The organism is Pseudomonas sp. SJZ077 (assembly GCF_007993905.1).
Lineage (GTDB): Bacteria > Pseudomonadota > Gammaproteobacteria > Pseudomonadales > Pseudomonadaceae > Aquipseudomonas > Aquipseudomonas mandelii.
In genome coordinates this window covers 66,925-90,758 of sequence record NZ_VIUJ01000004.1, presented here as the reverse complement: position 1 = coordinate 90,758, position 23,834 = coordinate 66,925, and the positions used below count along the sequence as shown (strand labels likewise).

Genomic DNA, 23,834 nt, shown 5'->3' with positions numbered 1-23,834 from the left:
TGCCTGACAAGCCGCTATCGCGAGCAGGCTCGCTCCCACAGGTATCGTGTGGCCTACACGTTCTTCATATGTCCCTGTAGAGGTACCTCCTTGGAGGAATAGGCTCATCGGGCATTCCAGTTCAGGCTTTGCCCCATACCCTCATTTACGGGAAGGCTTGGATATGGCCCATCTGGCGCAACGCACGTTTGAACCCCTGAACATAGCCGTACTGACCATCAGCGATACGCGCACCTTTGACACCGACACCTCGGGGCAGACCCTCACGGATTTGCTGCAAACGGCCGGGCATGTATTGATCGATCGTAGTCTGGTCAAGGACGATATTTATCAGATCCGCGCCAAGGTTTCCCACTGGATCGCCGACCCCAAGGTGCAGGTGGTATTGATGACCGGAGGCACCGGTTTCACCGCGCGCGACAACACACCACAAGCGGTCTTGCCGTTGCTGGACAAACACGTGGAAGGCTTCGGTGAACTGTTCCGTCAGGTGTCCCTTGCGGAAATCGGCATGTCCAGCCTGCAATCCCGGGCATTGGCGGGGATTAGCAATGGCGTGCTGGTGTGCTGCGTTCCGGGTTCGCCGGGCGCGTGTCGAACGGCCTGGAACCAGATCCTGCTCGAACAGCTGGACAGCCGCACCGGCCCATGCAATTTCGCCCCCCATTTGAAACCGCAAGGGCAACGGGTCGTCGACGCCTGCGAGACCCGCTCATGACCGGCCGGGTGTGTGACCTTGGTCACTTGATGCCGGTGGACGAGGCCATCAATCGTTTGCTGGACCAGGCACCGCCGCCGCCCCTGGCGCAAAAGATCGACCTGGATCAAGCCTTGGGTCGGGTGCTGGCGGCGGACATTCATTCCCCCGTCAACCTGCCGGCCTGGGACAACAGCGCCATGGACGGTTATGCCCTCAGGGCCGCTGACCTGCCACCGGAGGGTGGCTGGTTGTTGATTGGCGGTCGAATCGCAGCGGGGGATTCGGCGTGCTCGCCGTTGCTCGCGCAGCAAGCAGTGCAGATTTTTACCGGCGCTCCATTACCTGCAGGCGCCGACACCGTGGTGCCGCAAGAGCGCTGTCGGATCGAGGGCGAGCGCGTGTGGTTCCCACCCGTCAGTACTGGCGATCACGTGCGCAAAGAAGGTGAGGAGGTTCGCCGCGGCGACCTGTTAATCCAGGCCGGCAAACGTCTGCGTGCGCAAGAAGTGGGGTTGCTGGCTGGCGCTGGCATCGGGCAGGTTGAGGTCTATCGTCCGTTGCAGGTGTGCTTGCTCAGCAGTGGCAATGAACTGCGTGAGCCGGGTGATCCATTGGCGCCCGGGCAGATTTACAACAGCAATCGCTACTGTCTCGCCGCGCTGTTGAGCGGTTGGGGGGTGGAGGTGCATGACTATGGCGTCATGGCCGATGAGTTGGCCGCCAGCCGGCATGCCTTGAGCCTGGCGTCTTCGGAATGCGACCTGTTGTTGAGTTCGGGGGGCGTCTCGGTGGGTGAGGAAGATCACCTCAAACAAGCGATCGAGGAACTCGGCAGCCTGGATTTCTGGCGGCTGGCCATTCAGCCGGGCAAGCCGCTGGCCTTCGGCGAAGTCGCCGGCAAACCCTGGATCGGCATGCCGGGCAATCCTTCGGCGGCGCTGATTACCGCGTTGGTGGTGGTGCGCCCGTTCCTGCTCAGGGCTCAGGGCGTCAGCGATGTGTTGCCGGCGCCACTGGCCGTGCCCGCCGGGTTCGATTGGTTGCAGCGCAACAAACGTCGGCAGTACCTGCGGGCTCGGTTGACACCCGGTGCTGATGGTCAGTTGAGCGTGGAGCTGCACCCTCAGCAAAGCTCGGCGATGTTGACCGCCGCGTGCTGGGCCGATGGCCTGGCGGTGATCGAGTGCGAGCAGCAAGTGCTCAAGCACGACAACGTGATGTTCCTGTCCTTCGCCGACCTGATGCATTGATCGCAATTGATTGCCGTCAAGGCCGTGCCTGCCGGTCTCGCTAGACTGGCAGCGCCTTTTTCGATCGCTGTGCCACAGGCATCGAGGGAGGGTCCAGACGCGTTTTTCCATGAGGATTACCCATGCAACTGGTCTGCCCGGCAGGCAACCTGCCTGCGCTGAAAGCGGCGGTGCGCCAAGGCGCCGATGCCGTTTATGTCGGTTTTCGCGATGACACCAATGCCCGGCATTTTGCAGGGCTGAACATGGACGACAAACAATTCGACGCGGCGGTCGCCCACATCCGTCAGCACCAACGCAAACTCTACGTCGCGGTCAACACCTACCCGCAACCCAAGGGCTGGGAACGCTGGCAGCGCGCGGTTGATCGCGCCGCCGATTTTGGTGTGGATGCGCTGATCGCCGCCGACCCCGGCGTACTCAACTACGCCAGCCAGCGGCATCCGCAACTGGCGCTGCACCTGTCGGTGCAGGGTTCGGCGACCCATGCCGCGGCCCTGGAGTTTTATGCGCAGCGCTACGGAATTCGTCGCGCGGTACTGCCTCGGGTGTTGTCGTTGGCGCAGGTGCGCCAGGTCGCTGCAAGCAGCCCGGTGCCCATCGAAGTCTTTGGCTTCGGCAGCTTGTGCATCATGGCTGAAGGGCGTTGCCATCTGTCTTCGTACATTACCGGTGAGTCGCCGAACCTCTGTGGCGTCTGTTCGCCGGCCAAAGCGGTGCGCTGGAGCGAAGACGCCGACGGCTTGAGCGCACGGCTCAGTGAAGTGCTGATCGACCGTTACACCCCTGAGGAACCCGCCGGTTATCCGACCTTGTGCAAAGGCCGTTTCCTGGTCGGCGGTAAACGCTTTCATGCGCTGGAAGAACCCACCAGCCTCGACACCCTGGACTTGCTGCCGGAATTGACGGCCATCGGCGTCGAGGCGGTCAAAATCGAGGGCCGGCAACGCAGCCCGGCGTATGTCGAACAAGTCACCCGTGTCTGGCGTGCGGCGCTGGATGCCCATCGTGGCTCGCCGGGCAGTTTTCGGGTCAAGGAGGAATGGCGCCGGGTGTTGGCCGGTTTGTCCGAAGGCAGCCAGACCACTTTGGGTGCTTACCATCGATCATGGCAATGAGGGAGGCGACATGAAGCTCAGCCTTGGACCGGTCCTGTTTTATTGGGACAAAGCGCAACTCAGCAACTTTTACGCCGAGATGTCGGCCTTGCCCCTGGATGTGATTTATCTGGGGGAAACCGTGTGCTCGAAACGCCGGTCATTTTCATTGGATCAATGGTTGGGGCTGGGGCGCGAGTTACAAGACTGCAGCCAGGCACAACTGGTTCTCTCCAGCCTGACGCTTATCGAAGCGGCCTCCGAACTCTCTAGCCTGCGGCGGCTCTGCGACAACGGCCAACTGTTGGTGGAAGCCAACGACATGGGCGCGGTGCAGTTTCTGGCCGAGCGCAAGTTGCCGTTCGTGGGCGGTCCTGCGCTGAATGTGTACAACGGGCATACGCTCACGCAACTGCTGGACGGCGGGATGACCCGTTGGGTGCCGCCCGTGGAGTGTTCGGCGACGCTGATTAGCGATGTGCTCGATCAGGTGCGGGAACTGGGTCGAGAGGTCCCGGAAGTCGAAGTCTTTGCTTACGGGCATTTGCCGTTGGCCTATTCCGCACGCTGCTTCACCGCGCGGGCGGAAAACCGGCCCAAGGACGACTGCCAGTTTTGCTGCATCAACTACCCCGACGGCCTGCCGCTGACCAGTCAGGAAGGGCAAGCACTGTTCACCATTAACGGCATTCAAACAATGTCGGCCGAGGTGACCAATCTCCTGGCAGATTACGCGGGGCTGGTGGCCTGCGGCGCTGATTTGTTGCGACTGAGCCCTCGTTATCAAGGCATGGCGCAGGTCATTGCCGCCTATCAACGGGTTCGTCTGGGCGAGACACCGCCGGTGTTCGTCGACGGTTGTAACGGTTACTGGCATGGCCAGGCCGGCATGTTGCGCATCGAGGAGGTCGGCTTGTGTTGAATCGGAAGAAGTGGCTGCTCAAAGGCGCCGACCGGTTGTTGCCGTTGGTGCGCCGGGTGCCTTTTGCAGTGCAGCGTCTGGCGTTGCAGCAGGCGTTGAATCGTTGCCTTGCCGAGCCGTTGCGCGACGGCGAGTTTGAAGTGTTGCGTGGGCGCTGGTTGTGCCTGCGGATTCCGGATTTGGGCTTGTCCTGGTATTTGACGCTGACCCGTCAAGGGTTGCGAATTGCCGAGCATGCCACGGCGCATGTGACCATCAGCGGTAACTGGCGCGAGTTTTTATTGCTGGCCAGCCGTCAGGAGGATCCGGATACGTTGTTCTTTCGCAGGCGTTTGGTGATTGAGGGTGATACGGAGTTGGGGCTGGCGCTGAAGAACCTGATCGACAGCCTCGATCCCGACGTGTTGCCTGTGTGGCTGTGGCGCAATCTGGAGCGGGCAGGGAAGGGGTTGGCGACGGTTTGACCCACACAGATTAACCGAGCGAGCCTGCTCGCGAAGGGGCCAGTCCATCCATATGGAGGCTGACTGACACGCCGCCTTCGCGACCAGGCTCGCTTCCCCTGTTGGATTGTCGGTGGCTGTCAGACCATCGTTTACTGGCGTTTTTCATGCTGGCGAGCATCACTCGCAATCAACTGCCTGATCTCTTCGAACAACTCATCCCCCTGCGCTGGCGTGCAATCCTCGCCATTGCGTTTACGCAACCCGTAATGGCTAAGAATCAAGTGCACGTCCGCGTGCAGGCCATGTTGCTTCAGGCAGTTTTCGACGCATTGCAGCGGGCAGCCGTCCAGCGCAAAAATCCGCCGTCCCGAACGGGCCTTGTTGACCAGCGCCGCCACATGCCCGCCAACACCGACGATGCAGGACATTTCCGCCAGTCCGCTGCGATCAAGGCGCACCGCCAGGGTATTGGCCAGTTGGGCAACGTTGGAGCAGCCTGAGCAGGCATAAATCAGCGGCAAGGTTGAACGGGGCATGAGCACTCTCCATGGAGGGACTTCTTCAGTCTGCAAGAGCGGTGGCATTGCGCATTGACGGCGGTCAATTACGACTATTGGAAGGCCGCGAGATCCTCTTCGGCGAGGATGCTGATATTGCGGCGTTCCATCGCGATCAGGCCGCTGTCCACCAGGCGGTGCAAGATCCGCGAAAAGGTTTCCGGCTGAATGCCCAGCTTCGAGGCCACCAGGCGTTTGGACACCTGCAACACAATCAAACCGCTGACCGGGTTGCGTTCCTGCAACAGGAAATTGATCACCCGGCGGCTCGCACTGGCCATGGTCAAGGTGTCGATGTCGCGCAGACGCAGGTGCAGGTGCACGCTCATGCTCGCCAGGATCGCCAGGCAGACTTTCGGCTGATCTTCCAGGGCATTGCGGTAGTGATTGCCCTCGATACTCACCAGTACGCTGTCTTTCAGCGCCGTGGCGCTGACCGGGTAGAGACGGGCCTGGCTGAACAGTAAGGCTTCGGCAAAGGTCTGGCCCGGCTGGATGATCTCCACCAGATTCTCCTGGCCCTCGCCGGTCAGCCGATACAACTTGATCTGGCCGCTGACCAACAGGAAGAAACGCTTGGCCGGATCCCCTTGGTGCATGAGTGTGCTGTGACAACACAGGCGCTTGAGCATCGCCAGGCCGCAGACTTCCTCGAAGATTTTCTCCGGTAGTTGGCTGAACAGATGGTGACGGCGCAACGTTAAAACGATGGAAGGGTGGGTCAGCATGGCGTACCTCCGCTGACGCTCATAGTAGAGAGCGTCGGCCGGATGACCTATGCCTCTGCCGGCCTACCTCCAAAGAGGCATACCCGTCATCCGGCATTGCGCAGATGTTCCATGGCCCATACGGCGGCCTCGACCCGCGAGCGCAAGCCGAGTTTGTGCAGCAGGTTTTTCACATGAACCTTGACCGTCCCTTCAGTGATGCCGAGCTTGTGCCCGATGACTTTGTTGCTGAAGCCGCTGGCGATGGTTTTCAGCACCTGACGTTCACGCTCGGTCAGTTCCACCACGGTCTGGCGCTGGGGTGAGCGCAGTGCCTGGGCCATGACCTGGGTCAGCCCCGGGCTGATCACCAATTCGCCGTTCAAGGCATTGCGGATGTACTGAATCAACAGTTCGGGCTCCATGTCCTTGAGGAGGTAGCCGTCGGCATCCAGACGCAGTGCGTCGCGAATATCGTCTTCGGCATCCGAGACCGTGAACAGCAGCACCTTGCCGGTGTAGTGCATCGCCCGTAACTGGCGCAGGGTTTCAATGCCATTCATCACCGGCATGTTGTTATCGAGCAATACCAGATCCGGTTGCAGCGGCTCGATCAGTCCGAGCGCTTCTTCACCGTTGCTGGCTTCACCGACGATCAGGAAATCATCTTCGAGCTCGAGCATCTGGCGGATGCCGTGACGCATCATCGGATGGTCATCGACCAGCAGGATGGTGTGTTGCAGGGACGGGTTCATGTGACGCTACCTTCTGTTTTTTGTCCCAGAAACTCCGGTTGGAATTCCAGTTGGACACGGGTGCCTTGCGGCTCCCTGGAGACTATTTCGAGTTGGCCGCGCAAGCTGCGGGCCCGCTCATCCATGATTTTCAGGCCGTGATGCTCGCGTTGGTCGACGTTGCCGCTGAAGCCACGCCCGTCGTCTTCGACGATGAGCCTCACGGTTTCACCGTCCTGACGCAGTTGCAGCCAGGCGTTTTGCGCATGGGCGTGACGCAGGCAATTGGAGAGCGCCTCGCGGGTGATCTGCAGAATGTGGATTTGTTCGCTGGCCGATAATTGAAAGGCCAGCGCGTCGACGTGCAGGTGCACCTGGCACTCCCCGCGACGGGAGAACTCTTCGGCGGTGTCCTTGAGCTCCTGCACCAGCCCCGCATCGTGAATCTGCAAGCGAAAGGTGGTCAGCAATTCGCGTAACTGGCGGTAGGCATTGTTCAACCCTTCACGCAGTTCGGCGGTGACGTTTTCCAGGGTCTCGATCGGTTCGCCACGACGCATCAGGGTTTGCAGACGGCTGACTTGCAGCTTCATGTAGGACAGGGCCTGGGCCAGTGAGTCGTGCAGCTCGCGGGCAATGATCGTGCGTTCGTCGAGCAGCAGCAGGCGATGATCCTGTTCCCGTTGGCGCTTGAGCGAGAGCGAGGTGCCGATCAGGTTGGCCAGGGCCTGGATCAGTTGGGTTTCCCAGGCTTGCGTCGGGTGTCCATCGACAAAATGCGCCTTGAGCTCACCCAGTTCGCTGCCCTGGTTGCTGATGCTGAAGGTTTGCGGGCTGGCTTTATGGTGCTTCTGGCACGTGGCGCAATCGCTGCTGGCGCAGACTTCGCGGATGTTGGCGCCATGCAGGGCGAGCAACTGTTGGGCCGGGGCCTGCAATTGACCTTGCAGGCACAGCGACAGGCGCAAGCCGGGCAGGCGTTGCTGGAAGCGCCGGATCAACTCATCCAAACCTTCGGCATTGGCCAGGCGTGTGGCCAGGCTTCGACTGCTTTGGTACAGCAATTCAAGGGCCGCATTGGCTTGTTGCAGGTTCAGGGTTTTTTGCTGCACCTGACTCTCAAGGGTGCGATGCGAGTCTTCGATCGTCTCGGCCATGGCGTTGAAACTCATGGCCAACTGGCCCAATTCGTCCTGGGACTGATGGTTGACCCGCACCTTGAAATCGCCACGACGAAAACGCTGGGTCGCGTCCACCAACTCTTTCAAGGGCGTGACCACGCCATATTGCAGTTCGTAAAGCCCAAGCAGCAGGACGATCATCGTGGTGAACAGCGCCAAGCCCTGGATAACTTGTTGCCAGCCTTGCTTCTGTTCGCTTTGGCGCTGCAACAGGTCGACGAAATGGTTCAGTTGCTCAACGAAGGACAAGGCCTGGACCTGAAAATAGGCGGCATCACCGCGCTCCAGTGCCGGACGCAAATCCTCGTTCCATTGTTGCTGGATTTGCCCGTAGCTGATCTGCAGCGCGGTGGTCGGGCCATCTTCCAGCACGGCTTTGAGTGACTGGCTGTTTAGACGGGTTTGCAGGCTGTCGGTGATAGCCAGGATTTCTTCGCCGGTTGCCCCTGCGGCCAGTTTCCAGCTCAGGTGGTAAGTCTCCATGCGCACAGAGCCAGCGGTGTTGATGGCAGCCGCATCACCTTGGCTGAACCAGGCGATCAGTCCGGCGCTCAACGAACTGGCGAGGGCGAGCACGGCGATCAGGATTACGGCCAGCCCGGCGCGAGCGGGCAGGGAGCTGCGCAACCAGCGCATCATCAGCGCAGGTCCCGGAAAATTTCAGGAAAACAGAGCATGTGGAACCCCAGATCAGGGCTTTGCCGCCGATCCCGGGCGCGCTACCTCTAAAGAGTTGTCGACTGATCCTTGTCAGCAAAAACCTTGGCGAAAAACCTTAAGACACTGATAAATAAACGGTTTCAGGGTTCTTCTGTACTACCTCCTTAGAGGTAGACCCCGCAAGCATAGGCCTATGCCCCCATGGGCTTCGTTGACGTAGGTCAAGTTTTTGCGGGGTTGGCCTCTCTAGTCTGCCGCCATGGCTAACTGACTGGAGAGCATTGTGACCGAACCCCGTGTACGACAAGGCCTGGTGCTGGGCATGAGCACATTGGCCTTCACTGTCTGCTTCATGGTCTGGATGATGTTTGCCGTGCTCGGGGTGCCGATCAAGGACCTTCTCCAGCTCAACGAAACCCAGTTCGGCCTGCTGGCCGCGACGCCGGTGCTGACCGGTTCGCTGGTGCGTCTGCCACTGGGGCTGCTGACCGACCGCTTTGGTGGGCGCAGCGTGTTCTTCCTGCTGATGCTGGCCTGCGTCGCGCCGCTGTACCTGATCAGTCACGCCACCGCCTATTGGCAGTTCCTGGTGCTGGGCTTGTTCGTCGGCCTGGCCGGCGGCTCGTTCTCGGTGGGGATTGCCTACGTCGCCAAATGGTTCGACAAGGAGAATCAGGGCTTCGCCATGGGCATCTTCGGCGCCGGTAACGCCGGAGCCGCGGTGACCAAGTTTCTGGCCCCGGCATTGATCGCTGCCGGCAGCTGGCAGTTGGTGCCGAAAGTTTTCAGCGCGATTCTATTTATCACCGCGCTGTTGTTCTGGTTCCTCAGCGCCGAGAACAAAAACCACCGCAGCGCTTCGGGCGCCACGTTGCGTGAGCAATTGAGTTCGCTGAAGGACCCGGCCGTGTGGCGCTACTGCCAGTACTACTCGATCGTCTTCGGTGGCTACGTCGCCCTCGCGCTGTGGATGACCAAATACTACGTACAGGAATACGGTTTCAGCCTGCAAAGCGCGGCGCTGCTGGCGGCCTGTTTTTCCCTGCCCGGTGGCGTGCTGCGTGCGGTCGGTGGCTGGATGTCGGATCGCTGGGGTGCGCAAAGCGTGACCTGGTGGGTGTTGTGGGTCAGCTGGATCTGCCTGTTCCTGCTCTCGTATCCCCAGACCCAACTGCAAGTGCAAACGATCAACGGCCCGGTGGATTTTCACATCGGCCTCAACCCTGCGCTGTTCACCGTACTGCTGTTCGTCATGGGCATCGCCTTCGCGTTCGGCAAGGCCTCGGTCTTCAAATACATCGCCAATGACTACCCGAAAAACATGGGTGCGGTGTCCGGCATCGTCGGCCTCGCCGGTGGCCTGGGCGGCTTCGTGTTGCCAATCCTGTTCGGCGCCCTGGTGGACCTCACCGGCGTGCGCTCTTCCTGCTTCATGTTGATGTACGGCGTGGTCTGGGTCTCCCTCACCTGGATGTACTTCAGCGAAATACGCAAAAGCCCGGTGCTGGGTAAAGCGCCGCTGCTGACACCGTCCCCGATTTCCAGCATTGCCCTAGGAGAAGAACATGTCCGTTCTGCAAAAGCCTGACAAAGGCCCGGTCATTCATGACTGGCGCCCCGAGGACCCCGCGTTCTGGGGAAGTAGCGGTAAACAGACCGCCACGCGCAACTTGTGGATTTCCATTCCTGCGCTGCTGCTCGCCTTTGCGGTGTGGATGGTCTGGAGCACGGTGATCGTGCGTTTGAACGCCATCGGTTTCTCCTTCACCACCGACCAGCTGTTCTGGCTGGCGGCGTTGCCGGGGCTGTCCGGGGCGACCTTGCGGATCTTCTATTCCTTTATGGTGCCGATCTTCGGTGGCCGTCGCTGGACCGCCCTGAGCACCGCGTCGCTGTTGCTGCCATCGATCTGGATGGGCTTCGCCGTGCAGGACCCGAGCACCTCCTACAGCGTGTTCGTGTTGATTGCGTTGCTCTGCGGTTTTGGTGGCGGCAACTTCGCGTCGAGCATGTCCAACATCAGTTTCTTCTATCCCAAGTCGCAGCAGGGCACGGCCCTTGGCCTCAACGCGGGGCTGGGTAACCTGGGCGTCTCGGTGATGCAGTTCTGTGTGCCGCTGGTGATTACCTTCGGTGTGTTCGGTTTCATGGGCGGCTCGCCGCAAGCACTGCCGGACGGCGGCCAGTTGTGGTTGCAGAACGCCGGCTTCATCTGGGTGCCGTTTATTGTCCTGGTGACCGTGCTGGCCTGGTTTGGCATGAATGATCTGTCCAGTGCCCGGGCCTCGTTCAGCGAACAGGCGGTGATCTTCAAACGCAAACACAACTGGCTGATGTGCTGGTTGTACCTGGCGACCTTCGGTTCGTTCATCGGTTTCTCCGCCGCGTTTCCGCTGCTGATCAAAACCTCGTTCCCTGACGTCATTGCCTTGAAGTTTGCCTTTCTCGGTCCACTGGTTGGCGCTCTGGTACGGCCATTGGGTGGCTGGCTGGCCGACAAGCTCGGTGGCGCGAAAGTGACCTTGTGGAACTTCGTGCTGATGATCGTGATGGTCTTCGGTGTTCTGCACTTTCTTCCCGAAAGCGGCCAGGGCGGTAACTTCTACGGCTTCCTCGGTATGTTCATGCTGCTGTTCATCACCACCGGCGTCGGCAATGGCTCCACCTTCCGCATGATCCCGGTGATCTTCCGCACCCAGCATGAGAAAGCCTCGGCTGGAAAATCAGCCGCCGTGCGCGAACAAGCGCTGAAAAATGCCGGCAAAGAGTCCGCCGCCGTCCTGGGCTTCAGTTCGGCCATGGGCGCCTTCGGTGCGTTCTTCATTCCCAAATCCTTCGGTTCTTCGATGGCCCTGACCGGCGGCCCGGAGATGGCCTTCTACATGTTCGTCGGCTTTTACCTGAGCTGCATCGTGGTGACGTGGTGGTGGTACGCGCGCAAAGGCGCCGCGACACCCTGCTGAGTCGAGCCGAATCCAACCATTGCGTGGGCGGGGCACAGACCCCGCGACAAAGCCTGAGAGGACTACACCGTGAGTCATTTACTGGATCAGTTGCGGTTTTTCAACCGCAAGCAAAACGAATTTTCCGACGGTCATGGCGAGACCCGCAAAGAGTCCCGTGACTGGGAGAACGTCTACCGTTCGCGCTGGCAGTACGACAAGATCGTGCGTTCCACCCACGGGGTGAACTGCACCGGTTCCTGCTCGTGGAAAATCTACGTCAAGAACGGCCTGATCACCTGGGAAACCCAGCAGACCGACTACCCGCGTACCCGTAACGATCTGCCGAACCATGAGCCCCGTGGCTGTCCGCGTGGTGCCAGTTACAGCTGGTACATCTACAGCGCCAACCGGCTCAAGTACCCGAAAATCCGCAAGCCATTGCTCAAGCTCTGGCGCGATGCGCGGCAGACCATGGCGCCAGTGGAAGCCTGGGCCAGCATCGTCGAGGACAAGGCCAAGGCCGACTCCTATAAAAGCAAGCGTGGCATGGGTGGCTTCATCCGCTCCAACTGGGAGGAAGTCAACGAGATCATTGCCGCGGCCAACGTCTATACGATCAAGCAATACGGCCCGGACCGGATCGTCGGCTTCTCGCCGATCCCGGCCATGTCGATGGTCAGCTATGCCGCAGGCTCGCGTTACCTGTCGCTGATCGGTGGCGCCTGCCTGAGTTTCTACGACTGGTACTGCGACTTGCCACCGGCCTCGCCGATGGTCTGGGGCGAGCAGACCGACGTGCCGGAATCGGCCGACTGGTACAACTCCAACTACATCATTGCCTGGGGTTCCAACGTCCCGCAAACCCGTACCCCCGACGCGCACTTCTTCACCGAAGTCCGTTACAAGGGCACCAAGACGGTCGCGATCACCCCGGATTACTCGGAAGTCGCCAAACTCACCGACCTGTGGCTGAACCCTAAACAAGGCACCGATGCGGCGCTGGCCCAGGCGTTCAACCATGTGATCTTCAAAGAATTCCACCTGGACAAACCGAGCGCCTATTTCACCGACTATGCCAAGCGCTTCACCGATTTGCCGGTGCTGGTGCTGCTCAAGCAAATGGTCGACAAGGCACCGGGCGCCGGTTACCAGCCAGACCGTTTCCTGCGCGCCAGCGACCTGACCGACAACCTCGACCAGGAAAACAACCCGGAATGGAAAACCATCGCGCTGGATGTCAGTGGCGAACTGGTGTCCCCTCAGGGCTCCATCGGCTATCGCTGGGGAGAGAAGGGCAAGTGGAACATCCTTCCCCGCGAAGGCGGCGAAGGCCGTGAGATCGATCTGAAGCTGAGCCTGATCGGCGATGACGTGGCCGAAGTGGCGTTCCCGTATTTTGCCGGCGAGTCCCACGAACACTTCCAGCACGTGGCCGGCGATGCCGTGCAATACCGCCGCGTGCCGGTACACAGCGTGGTGCTGGCGGACGGCAGTGTGGCCAAAGTCGCCACCGTGTTCGACCTGTCGGCGGCCAATCTGGCGATCGACCGTGGCTTGGGGGGTGAAAACGTCGCCAAGGATTACAACGACGCCTCGGTGCCCGGCACCCCGGCCTGGCAGGAGCAGATCACTGGCGTCAGCCGTGAGAAAGCCATCCAGATTGCCCGTGAGTTCGCCGACAACGCCGACAAGACCAAGGGCCGCTCGATGATCATCGTCGGCGCGGCGATGAACCACTGGTACCACATGGACATGAACTACCGCGGGCTGATCAACATGCTCATGCTCTGCGGGTGTGTCGGTCAGACCGGTGGCGGTTGGGCGCACTACGTTGGCCAGGAAAAACTGCGTCCGCAATGCGGCTGGCTGCCATTGGCGTTCGGCCTGGACTGGAACCGTCCGCCTCGCCAGATGAACGGCACCAGCTTCTTCTACGCCCACAGTTCGCAGTGGCGCCACGAGAAAATGAGCATGCACGACGTGCTCTCGCCATTGGCCGATAAATCAAAATTCCCCGAGCATGCCCTGGACTACAACATCCGCGCCGAACGCGCCGGCTGGTTGCCCAGCGCACCGCAACTCAACACTAACCCTTTGCACATTTGCCGTGACGCGGCGGCGGCCGGCATGGACCCGAAAGACTACGTGGTCAAGTCGCTGCAGGACGGTTCGCTGCGCTTCTCTTGCGAACAGCCGGACAGCCCGGTCAACTTCCCGCGCAACATGTTTATCTGGCGTTCCAACCTGCTGGGCTCCTCGGGCAAGGGCCACGAGTACATGCTCAAGTACCTGCTGGGCACCAAAAACGGGGTGATGAACGAAGACATCGGCCAGGTCGGCGATTGCAAACCTGAAGAAGCCGAATGGGTGGATGAGGGCGCCATCGGCAAGCTTGATCTGGTCACTACGCTGGACTTCCGCATGTCCTCGACCTGCGTCTATTCCGACATCGTCTTGCCGACCGCAACCTGGTACGAAAAAGACGACATGAACACCTCGGACATGCACCCGTTCATTCACCCGTTGTCGGCAGCGATCGACCCGGCGTGGGAATCGCGTTCCGACTGGGAAATCTACAAAGGCATCGCCAAGGCGTTTTCCAGCATGTCCGAAGGGCACCTGGGCGTTGAGAAGGATCTGGTGACCATCCCGCTGATGCACGACAGCGTCGGCGAACTGGCCCAACCGTTTGGCGGCACCGACTGGAAAAGCGACGGCGTGGCACCGGTGCCGGGCAAAAACGCACCGAATCTGCACGTGGTGGAGCGTGACTACCCGAACATCTACAAACAGTTCTCGTCTCTCGGGCCATTGCTGGAGAAACACGGCAACGGCGGCAAGGGCATCAACTGGAACACCGAAGACGAAGTGAAATTCCTCGGTGAACTCAATCACAAAGAAGGCGATGCCGGTATCAGTCACGGCCGTCCGAAAATCGACACGGCCATCGATGCCGCTGAAGTGATTCTGTCCTTGGCGCCGGAAACCAACGGCCAGGTTGCGGTCAAGGCCTGGGCTGCGCTGTCGGAATTCACCGGCATCGATCACAGCCACCTGGCGCTGTCCAAGGCCCACGAGGCGATTCGTTTTCGCGACATTCAGGCACAGCCACGCAAGATCATTTCCAGCCCGACCTGGTCGGGCCTCGAAGACGATCACGTCAGCTACAACGCCGGCTACACCAACGTTCACGAAGGGATCCCGTGGCGCACCATCACCGGTCGCCAGCAGTTCTATCAGGATCACCCGTGGATGCAGGCATTCGGTGAACAACTGATGAGTTATCGCCCGCCGGTCAACACCCGCACCATCGAAGGGGTGAAAGGCAAGCGCAGCAACGGCGAGATCGAAATCGTCCTGAACTGGATTACCCCGCATCAAAAATGGGGCATCCACAGCACCTACAGCGACAACCTGCTGATGCTCACCCTCAGCCGCGGCGGGCCGATTGTCTGGCTCTCGGAGAATGACGCGAAAAGCGCCGGCATCGAGGACAACGACTGGATCGAGTGCTTCAACGTCAACGGTGCACTGACCGCCCGGGCGGTGGTCAGCCAGCGCGTCAAGGACGGCATGGTGATGATGTATCACGCACAGGAGCGGATCGTGAACGTGCCAGGTTCGGAAACCACCAAGACCCGTGGCGGCCACCACAACTCGGTTACCCGCGTCGTGCTCAAGCCGACCCACATGATCGGCGGCTATGCGCAGCAAGCCTACGGTTTCAACTATTACGGCACGGTCGGTTGCAACCGCGATGAATTCGTCGTGGTGCGCAAAATGTCCAAAGTCGACTGGCTCGATGGTTCAAGTGGCGATGACCTGCCACGTCCGCTGCCGACCGATATTGAGGAGAACTGAGATGAAGATTCGCTCACAAATCGGCATGGTTCTGAACCTGGACAAATGCATCGGTTGCCACACCTGTTCGATCACCTGCAAAAACGTCTGGACCAGCCGCGAAGGCATGGAATACGCCTGGTTCAACAACGTCGAATCAAAACCCGGGATCGGCTACCCGAAAGAATGGGAAAACCAGGACAAGTGGAAGGGCGGCTGGATCCGCAACGCCAACGGCACGATCAACCCGCGCATCGGCGGTAAATTCCGCGTGCTGGCGAACATTTTCGCCAACCCGGACCTGCCGAGCCTCGACGACTACTACGAACCGTTCGACTTCGACTACCAGCACCTGCACACGGCGCCGCTGGGTGAGCATCAGCCCACCGCGCGTCCGCGTTCGCTGATCTCCGGCAAGCGCATGGAAAAAATCGAGTGGGGTCCGAACTGGGAAGAAATCCTCGGCACCGAATTCGCCAAACGTCGCAAGGACAAGAACTTCGACAAGATTCAGGCGGACATTTACGGCGAGTACGAAAACACGTTCATGATGTATTTGCCGCGCCTGTGCGAGCACTGCCTCAACCCGACGTGCGCGGCGTCGTGCCCGAGCGGGGCGATCTACAAGCGTGAAGAAGACGGCATCGTCCTGATCGACCAGGAAAAATGCCGTGGCTGGCGGATGTGCATCAGCGGCTGCCCGTACAAGAAGATCTATTTCAACTGGAAAAGCGGTAAGTCCGAGAAATGCATCTTCTGCTACCCGCGTATCGAAGCCGGGATGCCGACCGTTTGCGCGGAAACTTGCGTCGGGCGCATCCGCTACCTCGGCGTGCTGCTGTATGACGCCGACCGCATCAGCGAAGTGGCGAGCACCGCCAATGAGCAGGACCTGTACGAGAAACAACTGGAGATCTTCCTCGATCCGAACGATCCGGCAGTGATTCGTCAGGCCCTGGCCGATGGCGTACCGCAATCGGTGATCGATTCCGCCCAGCGTTCGCCGGTCTACAAAATGGCCGTGGACTGGAAACTCGCCCTGCCGCTGCACCCGGAATACCGCACCTTGCCGATGGTCTGGTACGTGCCGCCACTGTCGCCGATCCAGAACGCTGCCACTGCCGGCACCGTCGGCATGAACGGGGTGATCCCGGATGTCGACAGCCTGCGTATTCCCCTGAAGTACCTGGCGAACCTGCTGACGGCGGGTGATGAAAAACCGGTCAAGCGTGCGCTTAAACGCTTGCTGGCGATGCGCGCCTACAAACGTTCCGAGCAAGTCGACGGCGTGCAGGACCTGCAAGTGCTCAAGGATGTCGGCTTGAGCGTGGCCCAGGTCGAAGAGATGTATCGCTACCTGGCAATCGCCAACTATGAAGACCGCTTTGTGGTACCGAGCGCGCACCGTGAAGACGCCATGAGCGACGCCTTTGCCGAGCGCTCCGGTTGCGGTTTCAGCTTTGGTAGCGGCTGCAGCGGCAGCTCCGACACCAACATGTTCGGTGCGAAGAAAGCCAACCGCCGCGACATCCTGAAAACCGTCCAGTTGTGGGAGGAATGAGCATGCAAATTCTCAAAGTGATTTCGTTGCTGCTCGATTACCCGACCGAGACACTGATTGGCGGTCGCGACGAACTGGAGCAAGCGATCATCCAGTCACGGGAAATCAGCCCCAAGCAACGCGGCGCGTTGTTCGAATTGTTGGAGTTGATCTGCGCCAATGACCTGATGGATGGGCAGGAGCACTACGGTGCGCTGTTCGGTCGAGGTCGCTCGCTGTCGCTGCTCTTGTTCGAGCACGTGCATGGCGAATCCCGCGATCGTGGCCAGGCGATGGTCGACATGATGGCGCAATACGAAGAAGCCGGTTTTGCCATCGGTGTCAAAGAGCTGCCCGATTACATCCCGCTGTACCTGGAGTTCCTGTCCACCCGCGAAGACATCGAGGCCCGGGAGGGCCTGGCGGATGTGTCGCACTTGCTGGCCTTGCTCGCGGCGCGTCTGGAAGAGCGTGAAAGTGCCTATGCCAGCTGCTTCCGGGCGCTGCTGCAAATTGCCGGGGCCGAGCCGCATCAAGCGGTGGCCGACCTGCGGGCGCAGGTGGCGGCGGAGCCGCGCGACGACTCCCTGGAAGCCCTCGACAAGATCTGGGAAGAGGAGGCCGTGGACTTTCTCCAGGCCGAACAGCAGGACCGTTGCAGTGGACTGCCAAGCGCACCGGGCAAGGCCCGGGAAGAAAGCGCGGTGCCGTTGCACTGGGTGGATTTTCAGCATGAAGGGTTGGCCGTCGTGCCGGCCAAGGAGGTAGGCAATGTCTAAATGGAACCTGTTGTTGTTCGGGGTCTATCCCTACGTCGCCCTGGCGATTTGCCTGATTGGCAGCTGGGCGCGTTTCGATCTGTCGCAGTACACCTGGAAGGCCGGCTCGAGCCAGATGCTCAATCAGCGCGGCATGCGCGTGGCGAGCAACTTCTTCCACATCGGTGTGTTGTTCGTACTGGCCGGACACTTTGTCGGCCTGCTGACCCCGGCATCGGTGTATCACCACGTGATCAGCACTGAGAACAAGCAGTTGCTGGCGATGGTGTCCGGTGGCTTCTTTGGTCTGTTGTGCCTGATTGGCTTGCTGATGCTGGTCAATCGGCGGCTTACCGATCCACGGGTCCGCGCCACGTCCAGCCCCTCGGACATTCTGGTTCTGCTGGTGCTGCTGGCGCAGTTGCTGCTGGGGCTGCTGACGATCGTTGCGTCCACCGCGCACATGGACGGCTCGGTGATGGTGATGCTCGCCGATTGGGCACAGAACACCGTGTTGTTGCGTCCGGTGGAAGCCGCGGCGGCCATCGCGCCGGTCGGGCTGATCTACAAGCTGCATGTGTTTCTCGGTTTGACCCTGTTTGTGCTGTTCCCCTTCACCCGTCTCGTACACATGATCAGCGCACCGATCTGGTACCTGGGGCGTCGTTATCAAATCGTTCGTCAGAAGTACTGAGGAGACAATCATGTCAGGTGGATGCGGATGTGGTGGCGGTAATGGGGGCAGCGGTGGCTGCGGTTCTTCAAAAAAAGCGGAGGCCATTCTCGACACGGCGCCGGTCGCAGAGGCGCAGTTCGAGGCGCTGCCGGTTGAGCCCGCAGGGGCCGATGACGCCCCGGCGCAGTTGATCGCCAGCAGTGAACAGGAGTGGCCGATCATCAGCGTCAACGAGGTGTCGATCACGCCGGAATCGATGGCGCTGGAGCTGCAATATCACCCGGCCGAAAGCCGCGAGGAGGCGGTGTACCTGGCCGCCAGGGCGTTGGTGATCCGCGAGTTGTTGCAGCAGCGCATTGCCGAACTCGGCGTATCGATGGAGATCGGTGCTGGCGAGAACGAAGAAGAAGCGGCCACGCGTTTGTTGCTTGAACGCGAGGTGCATGTGCCGCAGTGCGACGAGGAAACCAGTCTTCGTTACTACGAAAACAATCGCGGGCGCTTTCACAGCGCACCATTGTTGGCGGTACGGCACATCCTGCTCGAATGTGCGCCGGACGATGTAGAGGCGCGCAGCCTTGCGCATGTTCAGGCGGAAGTCCTGCTGCAACGTCTGGATGAATTCCCCGGCACTTTCGCCGAACTGGCGTTGAAATATTCGGCCTGCCCGTCGAAGGCTCAGGGTGGTTCTTTGGGGCAGATCAGCAAGGGCCAGACCGTGCCTGAACTGGAACGTCAGTTGTTCACTCTGGCACCGGGCCTGGCCAGCAAACCGCTGGAAAGTCGCTACGGCTGGCATGTGGTCAGTGTCGATCAGCGAATCGAAGGCATGCCGTTGCCCTACGAAGTGGTGTCGACGGCGATCCGCACGCAGTTACAGCAAGGCGTGTGGCAAAAAGCCTTGGTGCAATACCTGCAAACCCTGATCGGTGCGGCGGATATTCGCGGTATCCATTTGCAGGGCGCCGACTCACCGCTGGTGCAGTGAGCATCGAGGCAAACCGGGAGATGTGATGAACGCTGTAATGCAGGATGGCTTTGGACGGCAGATTGATTATCTGCGGATGTCGGTGACGGACCGCTGTGATTTTCGCTGTGTGTATTGCATGGCGAAAAACATGACCTTCCTGCCGCGTCAGCAGGTGCTCACCCTTGAAGAGTTGCAGCGTTTGGCAACGCTGTTCGTTGGCCTGGGTGTACGCAAGATTCGCCTGACCGGCGGCGAGCCGCTGATTCGTCCGGGCATTGTCGGACTTTGTCGCAACATCGCCGCGTTGCCCGGTTTGCGCGAATTGGTGATGACCAGCAACGGCTCGCAGCTGGGCCGTCTGGCCCGGCCGTTGGTCGATGCCGGGGTGAAGCGGATGAACATCAGCCTCGATAGCCTGGACGGGCAGAAGTTTCGCGCGATCACCCGCATTGGCGATCTCGATCAAGTGCTCAACGGCATCGAGGCAGCACGGGACGCGGGGTTCGAGCGGATCAAACTCAACTGCGTGGTGATGAAGGGCCGCAACTTTGATGAGGTCCCGGCGTTGGTGCAGTACGCCATCGACCAGCGCATCGATATCAGTTTCATCGAGGAAATGCCCTTGGGCGATGTCGGGCGTTCCCGGGGTGAATCGTTTTGTTCCAGCGACGAGGTTCGGTCGCTGATCGCCAGCCAGCATCGGTTACTCGACAGCACCGAAAACAGCGGCGGACCGGCACGCTATGTGCGTCTGGAACGCCATCCAGAGACCCGGATCGGCTTCATTTCACCCAACAGCCACAACTTCTGCGGCAGCTGCAACCGGGTACGGATGACCGTTGAAGGGAAGCTGTTGCTGTGTTTGGGGCAGGACGATGCCCTGGATTTAAGAGGATTGCTGCGGCGTTATCCGCTGGATGATCAGCCCGTGATCAATGCCGTGCAGAAGGCCTTGCGCGGCAAACCGTTGCGCCACGATTTCAGCCCCGAAGGGGAGGTGCAGATTGTACGGTTCATGAACATGAGTGGCGGTTGAGCTGATCTGTAAAACACAGCAAATCACTGTGGGAGCGAGCCTGCTCGCGATAGCCGTAGAACAATCGACATCAATGTTGAGCGTGCTGCAGTCATCGCGAGCAGGCTCGCGCCCACATTAGATTTTCTTCTGCCGTTATCGGACGTTCTTTCAACGGGGAATCTTGATGTCGATCAATTGCAGATCAGCACTTTTTCCGTAGCCTTCACTGCATGTTGTGGTTTTAGATTTTTTTAAATCTATATGTAGTGTCTGGAGGCCAAATGCAAAGCACGCTGATCGCAGTAGGATGTAACCGCTTGCACAAACGCGATGGCAGTCAGGTCGCCTTCGATGCCGACAAAATCCGTCAGGCATTGATCGCCGCCGGCAAGGCGACGGGGGAGTACGCCGAGGTTGAGGTTGAAGGCTTGCTTAACGCGGTATTGGCCAGGCTCGAAGGTTTGCCAAGACTCCATGTCGAGCAAATCCAGGACCGTGTTGAACGGGTGTTGATGGACGCCGGATATTTCCTCGCCATGCGTGCCTACATCGTCTACCGCGAACAGCACGGGCGCTTGCGCCGCGACCGCCGGACCATGGTCGAGGTGGCGACTTCGATGAACGAATACCTGGACCGTGAAGACTGGCGGGTCCAGGCCAACGCCAATCAGGGGTATTCACTGGGCGGACTGGTGTTGAACGTGTCGGGCAAGGTCACTGCCAACTACTGGCTGGACGAGGTGTACAGCGAGGCCATAGGCCAGGCCCACCGCGAGGCGGATTTGCATGTTCACGACCTCGACATGCTCGCCGGTTACTGCGCCGGCTGGTCGCTGCGCACCCTGTTGCACGAAGGGCTCAATGGTGTGCCGGGGCGTGTTGAAGCCGGTCCGCCAAAGCACTTGAGCAGTGCCTTGGGGCAGATGGTGAATTTTCTCGGCACCCTGCAAAACGAATGGGCCGGCGCCCAGGCGTTCAGCTCGTTCGACACCTATCTGGCGCCCTACGTGCGCAAGGATCAACTGACTTTTCAGGAAGTACGCCAGGCGATCCAGGAGTTCATCTACAACCTCAACGTACCGTCACGCTGGGGCACGCAGACGCCATTTACCAACCTGACCTTCGACTGGGTGTGCCCCCAGGATTTGCGTGAGCAAATACCCGTCATCGGCGGTGAAGAAATGCCGTTTGCCTATGGTGACCTGCAAGCCGAAATGGAGCTGCTCAACCGCGCTTACATCGAAGTGATGCAGGCCGGCGACGCGAAAGGGCGGGTGTTCACCTTTCCGATCCCGACCTACAACATCACCCATGACTTTCCGTGGGACAGTGAAAACGCCGATCGTCTGTTCGAGATGACCGCGCGGTACGGCCTGCCGTATTTCCAGAACTTCCTCAATTCTGATCTGCAACCCAATCAGGTGCGTTCAATGTGCTGCCGTTTGCAGCTCGATGTGCGCGAGTTGCTCAAGCGTGGCGGCGGCTTGTTCGGCTCAGCGGAACAGACCGGATCGCTTGGCGTTGTCACCATCAACTGCGCACGGCTGGGCTATGTGTTCAAGGGTGATACCAGTGGATTATTGCAGCGCCTGGACACACTGATGGAACTGGCGATGGAAAGCCTGGAGGTCAAGCGCAAGGTGATTCAGCACCACATGGATGCCGGTTTGTACCCGTACACCAAGCGCTACCTCGGAACCCTGCGCAACCATTTCTCGACCATCGGCCTCAACGGCATGCATGAAATGCTGCGCAATTTCACCGGCGACGAGGAGGGCATGCACACCGAGCATGGCCGGCAGTTTGCCCTGAACATGCTCGATCATGTGCGCGCCACGTTGCTGCGTTTCCAAGAGGAAACCGGCCACATGTACAACCTGGAGGCGACGCCAGCCGAGGGCACGACTTACCGTTTTGCCAAGGAAGACCTCAAGCGTTACCCCGGCATTCTCCAGGCTGGCAGCGTGCAAGCGCCGTATTACACCAACTCTTCCCAACTGCCCGTGGGCTACACCGAAGACCCCTTCGAGGCCCTGGAGCTTCAAGACGAACTGCAATGCAAATACACCGGCGGCACCGTCTTGCATCTGTACATGGCCGAGCGGATTTCCTCGACCGAGGCGTGCAAGCAACTGGTGCGCAAAGCCCTTGGCCGCTTCCGCCTGCCGTACCTGACCGTGACCCCGACGTTCTCCATCTGCCCGGTGCACGGCTACCTCGATGGCGAGCATGAGTTCTGCCCCAAATGCGACGAGGTCTTGCTGCTGCACGAACAGAAGCTCGGCACCGTTCATTGATTTCGATCCACTCAACCGCAAGGAGCTTCACCATGACTGCATCGCAAGCACTGCCCCAGGCTCAACGTCAACGCTGCGAAGTCTGGACCCGGGTGATGGGCTATCACCGCCCTGTGTCGGCGTTCAATCCGGGTAAACAGTCGGAGCACCGTGAGCGGGTGCACTTCACTGAAAGCGCGGCGCTGGCCGGGCGCCAATGAGTCGAACGCTTCGGGTCGGGGGCATGGTGCCCCTGACCACTATCGACTATCCGGGACAGCTCGCCTGCGTGCTGTTTTGCCAGGGTTGCGCCTGGCGTTGTCGTTACTGCCATAACCCGCAGTTGATCCCGCCTCGTGGCACAGACGAAGTGGATTGGCGGCGGGTGCTGGCGTTTCTGCAACGGCGTCAGGACCTGCTCGATGCGGTGGTGTTCAGTGGCGGTGAGCCGACCCTGCAGGACGGTTTGCTCGGCGCCATGGAGGAGGTGCGGGCGATGGGGTTTCGCATTGGTTTGCACAGTGCCGGTATCAAGCCGGCTGCATTCGCCAAGGCATTGCCTGGCGCTGATTGGGTTGGCTTCGATGTGAAGGCGCTGCCGGAGGATTGCCAGGCGATCACCCGGGTCGAAGGCAGCGGTACCGCCAATTGGCGCAGCCTTGAGCATCTGCTGGCAAGTGGTGTCGATTATGAATGTCGTACCACTGTGCACTGGCATCTGTTCGAGCCGGCGCGGTTACTGGTCCTCGCGCAGCGTTTGAGCGAACTCGGCGTCAAGCGTTTCGCCGTGCAACTGGTTCGCACCGAGCGGATGTTCGATCCGCTGCTGCCGAGTGTTTCGGCACAAGCCTTGCTACCTGACTTATGGGAAGCCATGCGCGAGCTGTTTCCCGCTTTCGTGTTACGGGGGTAACCGTGGCTGCGAATCAACGTTTAACGGTGACATCCATCATTAGGTTTTCAAATGCGCTGCCAATCGGCAGGTATCAAACAGGGAGCATTTGATATGGCCAAATTAACGACAGCACAACGTATCGTCATCGGCTTTGCCATCGCGCCGTTGGCGCTGATGGGCATGGCGTTTTACGCGTTGCACGATCTGGCAACGCTCAAGGAACAGGCGGTAGTAATCGTCAAGCAGGACTGGCCGAAGATCGATCCGATCATGGTCATCGCCACCGGCGTACGTGATAACGCCAGGAACACTAGGGATCTACTGATCGATAAAGATAATCAGCAGGTGCAGCAGTCAATCGACGCTACCAAGAAACGGATTACCCAGGCACTCGATACGCTTGAACCATTGTTCTATTTGCCAGAGGGCAAAACCGCTTATGCCGCGTTGAAGAAGAATCGTGAAGCCTACGTGGCGGCGTTCACTCAAGTGCAGGTGTTGATCCGGCAAGGGGCTTTCGATGACGCCATGGCACAGCTGAAACAAAAGGTCGTGCCGGCCGAACGCGAGGTTTATGGCAGCCTGGATCAATTGATGGCGCTGCAAGGCAAAATATTCGCCGACAGAGAACAATCAGCGCAGGCGTTGTACAGCGATGCCCG

20 protein-coding genes and 1 pseudogene are annotated in these 23,834 nt (G+C 59.9%); 17 read left to right on the top strand and 4 right to left on the bottom strand.

Going from position 1 to position 23,834, the window contains the following annotated elements; translation table 11 throughout:
• The first annotated feature begins 163 nt into the window (after positions 1–163).
• From moaB to FBY01_RS08915, 5 genes are all read left to right on the top strand, one after another.
• Positions 164–718, top strand: coding sequence for a molybdenum cofactor biosynthesis protein B (gene moaB, locus FBY01_RS08935; RefSeq protein WP_145307119.1), 555 nt, complete (start codon positions 164–166; stop codon positions 716–718).
• Positions 715–1,950 carry a gephyrin-like molybdotransferase Glp gene (gene glp / locus FBY01_RS08930; protein WP_145307116.1) on the top strand — a complete coding sequence of 412 codons (1,236 nt, stop codon included), beginning with the start codon at positions 715–717 and terminating at the stop codon, positions 1,948–1,950. The genes moaB and glp overlap by 4 nt, the downstream gene beginning before the upstream one ends.
• A 122-nt stretch (positions 1,951–2,072) precedes the next feature.
• The gene (locus FBY01_RS08925; RefSeq protein ID WP_010460211.1) at positions 2,073–3,068 is read left to right on the top strand and encodes a peptidase U32 family protein; all 996 of its coding nucleotides are present in this window, start codon (positions 2,073–2,075) and stop codon (positions 3,066–3,068) included.
• Between the two features lie 10 nt (positions 3,069–3,078).
• Entirely contained in the window at positions 3,079–3,969 is an 891-nt protein-coding gene (locus tag FBY01_RS08920; RefSeq protein WP_083376770.1) for a U32 family peptidase, read from the top strand.
• Positions 3,963–4,433 (top strand): SCP2 domain-containing protein, encoded by a 471-nt coding sequence (locus FBY01_RS08915; RefSeq protein ID WP_010460215.1) that lies wholly within the window; start codon positions 3,963–3,965, stop codon positions 4,431–4,433. Before FBY01_RS08920 ends, FBY01_RS08915 begins: the two co-directional genes overlap by 7 nt.
• Positions 4,434–4,564: 131 nt before the next feature.
• Here FBY01_RS08915 and FBY01_RS08910 read toward each other — a convergent pair whose 3' ends face one another.
• The 4 genes from FBY01_RS08910 to FBY01_RS08895 all read right to left on the bottom strand — a co-directional run bounded on the left by FBY01_RS08910 (position 4,565) and on the right by FBY01_RS08895 (position 8,233).
• Entirely contained in the window at positions 4,565–4,951 is a 387-nt protein-coding gene (locus tag FBY01_RS08910; protein WP_145307114.1) for a putative zinc-binding protein, read from the bottom strand.
• Between the two features lie 74 nt (positions 4,952–5,025).
• Positions 5,026–5,700: a Crp/Fnr family transcriptional regulator gene (locus FBY01_RS08905; RefSeq protein WP_145307110.1), complete on the bottom strand. Its 675-nt coding sequence runs from the start codon at positions 5,698–5,700 to the stop codon at positions 5,026–5,028.
• 86 nt (positions 5,701–5,786) lie between these two features.
• Complete coding sequence (gene narL, locus FBY01_RS08900) at positions 5,787–6,434, bottom strand: two-component system response regulator NarL (RefSeq protein WP_010460222.1); 648 nt, start codon at positions 6,432–6,434, stop codon at positions 5,787–5,789.
• Positions 6,431–8,233 carry a HAMP domain-containing protein gene (locus tag FBY01_RS08895; protein WP_077748433.1) on the bottom strand — a complete coding sequence of 601 codons (1,803 nt, stop codon included), beginning with the start codon at positions 8,231–8,233 and terminating at the stop codon, positions 6,431–6,433. Before FBY01_RS08895 ends, narL begins: the two co-directional genes overlap by 4 nt.
• Positions 8,234–8,537: 304 nt before the next feature.
• Here FBY01_RS08895 and FBY01_RS08890 point away from each other — a divergent pair, with 304 nt between their 5' ends.
• From FBY01_RS08890 to FBY01_RS32205, 12 genes and pseudogenes are all read left to right on the top strand, one after another.
• Positions 8,538–9,842 (top strand): nitrate/nitrite transporter, encoded by a 1,305-nt coding sequence (locus FBY01_RS08890; RefSeq protein ID WP_077748434.1) that lies wholly within the window; start codon positions 8,538–8,540, stop codon positions 9,840–9,842.
• On the top strand, positions 9,820–11,217 hold the full coding sequence (locus tag FBY01_RS08885; RefSeq protein ID WP_145307108.1) for a NarK family nitrate/nitrite MFS transporter: 1,398 nt from the start codon (positions 9,820–9,822) through the stop codon (positions 11,215–11,217). Before FBY01_RS08890 ends, FBY01_RS08885 begins: the two co-directional genes overlap by 23 nt.
• A gap of 69 nt (positions 11,218–11,286) precedes the next feature.
• Positions 11,287–15,060, top strand: coding sequence for a nitrate reductase subunit alpha (locus tag FBY01_RS08880; RefSeq protein WP_145307105.1), 3,774 nt, complete (start codon positions 11,287–11,289; stop codon positions 15,058–15,060).
• Between the two features lies 1 nt (position 15,061).
• Complete coding sequence (gene narH / locus FBY01_RS08875; RefSeq protein ID WP_038982852.1) at positions 15,062–16,600, top strand: nitrate reductase subunit beta; 1,539 nt, start codon at positions 15,062–15,064, stop codon at positions 16,598–16,600.
• Between the two features lie 2 nt (positions 16,601–16,602).
• Positions 16,603–17,358, top strand: coding sequence for a nitrate reductase molybdenum cofactor assembly chaperone (narJ, locus tag FBY01_RS08870; RefSeq protein ID WP_010460232.1), 756 nt, complete (start codon positions 16,603–16,605; stop codon positions 17,356–17,358).
• The gene (gene narI, locus FBY01_RS08865) at positions 17,351–18,031 is read left to right on the top strand and encodes a respiratory nitrate reductase subunit gamma (protein ID WP_010460234.1); all 681 of its coding nucleotides are present in this window, start codon (positions 17,351–17,353) and stop codon (positions 18,029–18,031) included. Before narJ ends, narI begins: the two co-directional genes overlap by 8 nt.
• Positions 18,032–18,041: 10 nt before the next feature.
• Positions 18,042–19,001, top strand: coding sequence for a peptidylprolyl isomerase (locus FBY01_RS08860; protein WP_010460236.1), 960 nt, complete (start codon positions 18,042–18,044; stop codon positions 18,999–19,001).
• A 25-nt stretch (positions 19,002–19,026) separates the two neighbouring features.
• Complete coding sequence (gene moaA / locus FBY01_RS08855; protein ID WP_145307102.1) at positions 19,027–20,019, top strand: GTP 3',8-cyclase MoaA; 993 nt, start codon at positions 19,027–19,029, stop codon at positions 20,017–20,019.
• 263 nt (positions 20,020–20,282) lie between these two features.
• Positions 20,283–22,298 carry a ribonucleoside triphosphate reductase gene (locus FBY01_RS08850; protein WP_145307098.1) on the top strand — a complete coding sequence of 672 codons (2,016 nt, stop codon included), beginning with the start codon at positions 20,283–20,285 and terminating at the stop codon, positions 22,296–22,298.
• A 32-nt stretch (positions 22,299–22,330) separates the two neighbouring features.
• On the top strand, positions 22,331–22,498 hold the full coding sequence (gene nrdD, locus FBY01_RS08845) for an anaerobic ribonucleoside-triphosphate reductase (RefSeq protein WP_010460242.1): 168 nt from the start codon (positions 22,331–22,333) through the stop codon (positions 22,496–22,498).
• Positions 22,495–23,190, top strand: coding sequence for an anaerobic ribonucleoside-triphosphate reductase activating protein (locus FBY01_RS08840; RefSeq protein WP_077748442.1), 696 nt, complete (start codon positions 22,495–22,497; stop codon positions 23,188–23,190). Before nrdD ends, FBY01_RS08840 begins: the two co-directional genes overlap by 4 nt.
• Positions 23,191–23,241: 51 nt before the next feature.
• Positions 23,242–23,811 (top strand): annotated as a pseudogene (locus tag FBY01_RS32205) (MCP four helix bundle domain-containing protein); the annotation flags it as partial.
• Between the last annotated feature and the right edge of the window lie 23 nt (positions 23,812–23,834).